5 protein-coding genes are annotated in these 6399 nt (G+C 64.6%); 4 read left to right on the forward strand and 1 reads right to left on the reverse strand.

Annotation, left to right across the window (positions count from 1 at the left end; genetic code table 11):
• The first annotated feature begins 58 nt into the window (after nt 1-58).
• Nucleotides 59-1006: an ABC transporter ATP-binding protein gene (locus Y703_RS0107445; RefSeq protein WP_026552201.1), complete on the forward strand. Its 948-nt coding sequence runs from the start codon at nt 59-61 to the stop codon at nt 1004-1006.
• Nucleotides 1003-1860 (forward strand): ABC transporter permease subunit, encoded by an 858-nt coding sequence (locus Y703_RS0107450; protein WP_026552202.1) that lies wholly within the window; start codon nt 1003-1005, stop codon nt 1858-1860. The genes Y703_RS0107445 and Y703_RS0107450 overlap by 4 nt, the downstream gene beginning before the upstream one ends.
• 11 nt (nt 1861-1871) lie before the next feature.
• On the opposite strand, the gene Y703_RS0107455 is transcribed toward Y703_RS0107450, so the two are convergent.
• Complete coding sequence (locus Y703_RS0107455; RefSeq protein ID WP_026552203.1) at nt 1872-2063, reverse strand: hypothetical protein; 192 nt, start codon at nt 2061-2063, stop codon at nt 1872-1874.
• A gap of 172 nt (nt 2064-2235) precedes the next feature.
• Here Y703_RS0107455 and Y703_RS0107460 point away from each other — a divergent pair, with 172 nt between their 5' ends.
• Nucleotides 2236-5424 (forward strand): type I restriction endonuclease subunit R, encoded by a 3189-nt coding sequence (locus tag Y703_RS0107460; protein WP_026552204.1) that lies wholly within the window; start codon nt 2236-2238, stop codon nt 5422-5424.
• 91 nt (nt 5425-5515) lie between these two features.
• Nucleotides 5516-6382 (forward strand): GIY-YIG nuclease family protein, encoded by an 867-nt coding sequence (locus Y703_RS0107465; protein WP_216698873.1) that lies wholly within the window; start codon nt 5516-5518, stop codon nt 6380-6382.
• The last annotated feature ends 17 nt before the right edge of the window (nt 6383-6399 follow it).

Here is a 6399-nt window from a genome sequence, read left to right on the forward strand (position 1 = left end):
TGCCCGAGCCGCCGTATCAGATCCGCCAGTCCCACCAACGCCCAGGAAGGTCACGGTCATGATCGAGGCACATGAGCTCACCAAGCGCTACGGCGAAAAGACCGCTGTGGATACCCTCAGCTTCACCATCGCGCCCGGCACCGTGACCGGGTTCCTCGGCCCGAACGGTGCCGGCAAGTCCACGACGATGCGCTTGATCATGGGACTGGACCGGCCGACGTCGGGCACCGTCACGGTCAACGGCAAGCCCTACGGGCAGCACCGTTCCCCGCTGCGGGAGGTCGGCGCCCTGCTCGACGCCAAGGCCGTGCACCCCGGCCGCAGCGCCCGCTCGCATCTGCGTACGATGGCCGCCACCCACAACATCAAGACCTCCCGCGTCAGCGAGGTCATCGAGATGACCGGCCTGGCCGGGGCCGCGACCAAGCGCGTCGGCGGGTTCTCCCTCGGCATGAGCCAACGCCTGGGCATCGCCGCCGCACTCCTGGGTGACCCCCGGACGCTCATCCTCGACGAGCCGGTCAACGGGCTCGACCCTGAGGGCGTGCAGTGGGTTCGCCAGCTGGTGCGCGACCTGGCCGCCGAGGGACGGACCGTGTTCCTGTCCTCGCACCTGATGAGCGAGATGTCCCAGACCGCCAACCAGCTCCTCGTGATCGGCCGCGGGCACATCATCGCCGCCGGCTCGGTCCAACAGGTCATCGATTCCGTCGCCAGCGGCGCTGTGCGGGTGCGATCCCCGCGCTCCGGTGAGCTCGCCGCCGCCCTGGCCACCGACGGCGTGACCATCACCTCTCCGGAGGCCGGGATGCTCGAGGTCGGCGGGATTACCGCGGAGCACATCGGCGAGGTCGCCTTCCGAAACGGGCTGCCGCTCTACGAGTTGTCCCCACGCCGCGCCAGCCTCGAAGAGGCGTACATGTTCCTGACCCAGGACGCGGTCGAGTACCGCTCCGAGCCCACCACCGCCCACAGCACGACAGACCAGAAGGGCCAGAACCGATGAGCACACTGACCGATGACCCCCCGATGACCTCACCCGCCACCAACCCGCTCGCCGCTGCGCAGGTGCATCCCACCTTCGCGGGGGTTTTGCGTGGGGAATGGATTAAGCTGCTGTCCCTGCGCTCGACGTGGTGGGCGCTGGCCTCCACCGCCGCAGTGATCACGCTGGTGGCCCTGGCCTCCGCCATGTCCTTGAGCGCCACGACCGACGATCCCGCCCTGGCCCAGGGCATCGAGCAGATGCATGGTGCCGAGGTCATCGCAGGTGGCTTCCATTTCGGCATGCTCACCATCGCCGTCCTGGGCGCCCTGCTCATCACCGGGGAATACGCCACCGGCACGATCCGCTCCACGTTCGCGGCTGTTCCGAGCCGGATCCCCGTCCTTGGCGCCAAAGCCCTCGTCCTGATTGTGCTGACGGCCGCAGTGACCCTCGTCAGCGCGACCCTCTCCTACGTCGTCACCATGCTCCAGCTCTCGCAGTACGACCTCGTCCCAGCGCTGGACGACCCGGGCACCTGGCGGGTGGTCGGCGGCACCCTTTACTCCCTCATCGCCGCCGCCCTGTTCTCCCTCGGCATCGGCACGCTCCTGCGCTCCACCGCCGCCAGCGTGACCGTAGCCCTGACCGTCCTGCTGCTACTGCCCGGCACCCTCAGCTTCATCCGCCTGGACTGGGTAGAGACCATCGTCAGCTACCTACCGCTGCCGGCGTCCTCAGCGTTGCTCACCACCGGAGCAGCCGAGACGCAGGGTGCCTACCTCTCCACACAGGCGAGCCTGATCGTGATGGCCGCCTACGCTATCGTCCCTCTCGCGGCGGCCGCAGTCACGCTGCACCGACGCGACGCCTGACGCCGTGCATCTCAGTATCCAATGATCGAGAACGTCACGTGCTCGAGTGGGACCCCGCGGATCTCAGCGACGTAGCGCAGGAGCATTTTCCAGGTGTGGCGGCACACGGTGATCGTGTGAGGTCTGACTTCGCGTTGCCGAGGCATATACACGGTGAACCACCCGCGCGGATGACGGTAGTAGCTGTGGATGGGGTTGGTCATGATGCCACTTCCGGGATGGTGCCCGCGGCAATCTTATCGAGCTATCGCAACTTCATTGGAAGTACATGAAGTCGGAATCCCACCAGTGAGGGTGAGGCCGCCTCGGTCATAAGGTGTCACCGACGGAACCTAGACTGGAGCCAGTGATCGGCAACACACTGGGGGAAATAGTATGACAGCAGTGACAGGTCTCAGCGAAGCGCTCTGGGAGGGCCTCGCCATGGAACAGCTGGCCGAACTCGGCTGGCGACCGGGCACCGGCGAGTCCATCGCGCCCGGATCGGGGGAGCGCGAGACCTGGGATGATCTGCTCATCCGGCCACGGTTGCTAGCAGCGCTGAGGAAGTTCAACCCCACTGTGCCGCAGCAGTACCTGCAGCAGGCCGTTGCCGAGATCGCTGCCCCCAAGTCGACCGATGCCATCACCGAGAACCACCGCATCCACGCCTATTTGACCGACGGCTTCCGCGGCATCAGCTACATCGACACCGACGGCACCGAACACAATCCCACCCTCCGCGTCCTCAGCGCCGACGCCGACGACAACGACTGGCTCGCCGTCAACCAGGTCACCCTCCGCCAGGGCGACCACAAACGACGCTTCGACGTCGTGCTCTACTGCAACGGCATGCCCGTCAGCGTGATCGAACTCAAGAGAGCTGGGAGCCGCTCGGCCGACGTCCCCGCCGCGCACGCCCAGCTGCAGACCTACCTGCGCGAGTTCCCGCTCGCCTTCCGCTTCTGTGTCTTCACCCTCGCCTCGGACGGGATCCTCGCCAAATACGGCACGCCGTTCACCCCGCTGAACCACTTTTCGCCCTGGAATGTCGACGACGACGGTAAGCCGGTTGCGCGCGACGCCCTGGTCGACGGCGAGCCGGTCACTGAATTGGATCTCGCCCTCGACGGCCTCTACAGCCTTGAACGGTTTGTCCAGCTGACCCGCAACTTCACCGCCTTCGACGAGAACGCTGACGGGCTGAGTAAGCGCATCGCCAAGCCCCACCAGTACTTCGCCGTGTCCAAGGCCGTCGGCAGCACCGTCCTGGCGGTCGCGAGCAACGGCAAGGCCGGCGTCGTCTGGCACACCCAGGGCTCAGGCAAGTCCATGGAAATGGAGCTCTACACCAACCAGGTCACCCGGCACCCGAAACTCCTGAACCCCACCATCGTGGTGATCACCGACCGCAATGAACTCGACGGCCAACTGTACGAAACCTTCGCGCAAAGCCTCCTGCTCCCGGAGAAACCACGGCAGATCCGCCGCCGGGCCGAACTGCGTGAGGAACTCGCCAGTCGAACCACCGGCGGCATCTACTTCACCACCCTCCAGAAGTTCGGCCGCAGCCAGGAGGAGAAGGACGCTGGCGTGGACCATCCGCTGCTCTCGGACCGGCGGAACATCATTGTGATCGTCGACGAAGCGCACCGCAGCCACTACGACGACCTCGACGGCTACGCCCGCCACCTGCGCGACGCGCTGCCGCGGGCCACGCTGATCGCGTTCACCGGCACCCCCATCTCCTTCGACGACCGTAACACGCGTGACGTGTTCGGCGAGTACATCGATATCTACGACCTCAGCCGGGCGGTCGACGACGGCGCCACCGTTCCCGTGTATTTCGAACCACGGCTGATCAAGGTGGCGCTTGCCAAGGACGTCACCGAGGAAACCCTCGACCAGGCGGCCGACGACATCACCCGGAGCCTGGACGACACCGAGCGGGCACGGATCGAGGCGAGCGTCGCCGTCGTGAACGCCGTCTACGGGGCACCGCAACGCATCGCGGCCCTCGCGGAAGACCTGGTGACGCACTGGGAGAATCGTTCAGGCAAGATGCGCCAGTTCATCGAGTCGCCCGGCAAGGCCATGATTGTGGGCGGCACCCGGGAGATCTGCGCCAACCTGTATACAGCCATCATCGCGCTGCGTCCCGACTGGCACTCGGATGACCTCGACAAAGGCAAGATCAAGGTGGTCTACTCCGGGACGCCGTCGGACGTCCCGCCCGTGGTCGACCATGTGCGCCGGGACTCGGCGAACGCGACCATCAAGGAGCGCCTGCGGAATGTCGACGACGATCTCGAGATAGTGATCGTCAAAGACATGATGCTCACCGGGTACGACTCGCCGCCGCTGCACACCCTGTACCTGGACCGTCCGCTGAAGGGCGCACTGCTGATGCAGACGCTGGCGCGGGTAAACCGGACGTTCCGCGGCAAGCAGGATGGGCTGCTGGTGGCGTATGCGCCGCTGGCCGACAATCTAGCCAAGGCGCTGGCTGAGTATTCCAAGACCGACCAGCAGAACAAACCCATCGGCAGGAATATTGACGAGGCGGTCGAGCTCACCAAATCCCTGGTGGAGATGTTGCGCGAGATGCTCGCCGGCTACGACTGGCATGCCGTCTACCGTGCAGGTACGCCCAAGGCCTTCAAGAATGCTGTCGCTGGCTCGGTCAACTACCTGCGCAGTGCACTGACGCCGGGCAACCAGCCCGACGACGGCGCCGAGACGCTCGCGGAACGGTACCGGAAGGCCTCGAGTCAGCTGTCGCGGGCTTGGGCCCTGTGCTCCGGGGCGCAGAACTTGGCCGAACTCCGCCCCGAGATCCAGGTGTACGAGGAAATTCGCGTCTACATGGCGAAGTTCGACGCTGATGACCGGCAATCCCGTGGCGAGCCAGTACCCGAGGACATCGCGCGGCTGCTTGGGAACCTGATCGCGACGTCGACGTCGACCGGGGAGATCCTCGATATCTACGAAGCCGCAGGTATGCCCAAGCCGTCGCTGGGCGACCTGACCCCTGAGTTCATCGCGAAGACGCAGCAGGCCAGGAACCCGCAGCTCGCCATCGAGGCCCTGCGGAAGCTGGTGGCAGAGGAATCGGCGAAGACCACCCGCAACAACGTGATCCGTGAGCGTGCCTTCTCGGACCGGATCACCGAGCTGATGAACCGGTACACGAATCAGCAGCTCACCTCAGCCGAGGTCATCGCGGAACTGGTCGCGCTGGCAAAGGAAGTTGCGGCGGAGGCGGCCCGTGGCGCAAAGTTCTCACCGCCACTGAATGAGGACGAACTGGCGTTCTACGACGCCGTGGCACAGAACGAATCGGCGGTCGAGGTGCAGGGTGAGGGGATTCTCGCGCAGATCGCGCGTGACCTGGTGGCAGTGATGCAACGGGACGTGCGGACGGACTGGACGGTGCGCGACGACGTCCGGGCGAAGCTGCGCTCCTCCATCAAGCGGCTGCTTGTAAAGAACGGCTACCCGCCCGACAAGCAACCGGCCGCCATCAAGCTCGTGATGGAGCAGATGGAATCCATGGCGCCCCGCTACGCCGAAGCACGCGGCTGAACGGTGGCGCGAGGCACATCCCGACCCACAACGGACAGCGAGATCAGCAATGGTGACCGGTAGACAGGTCCGGCTATTCTTGACCGACGGAATGCCGGGTGGACTTCTGACCGCCGAAATCATGAACTGGACCGGTCAGATTGTTGCCGGATCCCGTTCGGACCTAGCGGTTCTCCTTGCGCGCCCGGAGGCTGCGAAGACCGGTGTGTATTTTCTGACCGGAGTGAACGAGGAAGACCCAGACGACCAGATGTTGTACATCGGAGAAGGTGATGATGTCAGCACGCGCCTGAAGATGCATAACCGCGGGGAACTGGAGGGTGGCAAGGACTTCTGGACGCGGGCACTGCTGCTCACCAGTAAGGACGCAAACCTGACAAAGGCGCACGTCCGTTATCTGGAAAGCCGTTTCATTGAGCTTGGCAAATTGGCCGACCGAACCACCATAGTGAATAGGACCGCACCACCCAGGTTGCCGTTGCCTGAGGCCGATATCTCGGACATGGAGTACTTCATCAGCCAGGCACGGATTGTGCTTCCGCTGCTTGGTATCGATGCGTTCAGAGAAGTACCACGCAACGAGTCGGAGGCGACGGATCCGGACGGGCCTAAGGCCTCGTCACCGGTATTCGAACTAGGCGTTCCGTCAGGCGGAGGAACCGCGCGTGGTCAGGAAATCGACGGTGAGTTCATTGTCTACGAAGGATCCGCAGTGCGAAGCAAGTGGGTAAGCGGGCACACCGGATACCAGAAGCTCTACGAACGACTCCGCATGGACGGAACATTTGAAGACATCGGCGGTCTCCGTCGGTTTGCTCGGCCCTATGCGTTCAAGAGCCCGAGCGCTGCTGCCGCCGTTGTGACCGGCCGGCCAACCAATGGCCGAATAAGCTGGATCGTTTCCGCCACCGGGCTGAGTTATGCCCAGTGGCAGGAACAATCGATCCACGCGGTTTAGCCCTAAACACACCCGCC

Source organism: Arthrobacter sp. H20, assembly GCF_000520515.1.
Lineage (GTDB): Bacteria > Actinomycetota > Actinomycetes > Actinomycetales > Micrococcaceae > Arthrobacter_D.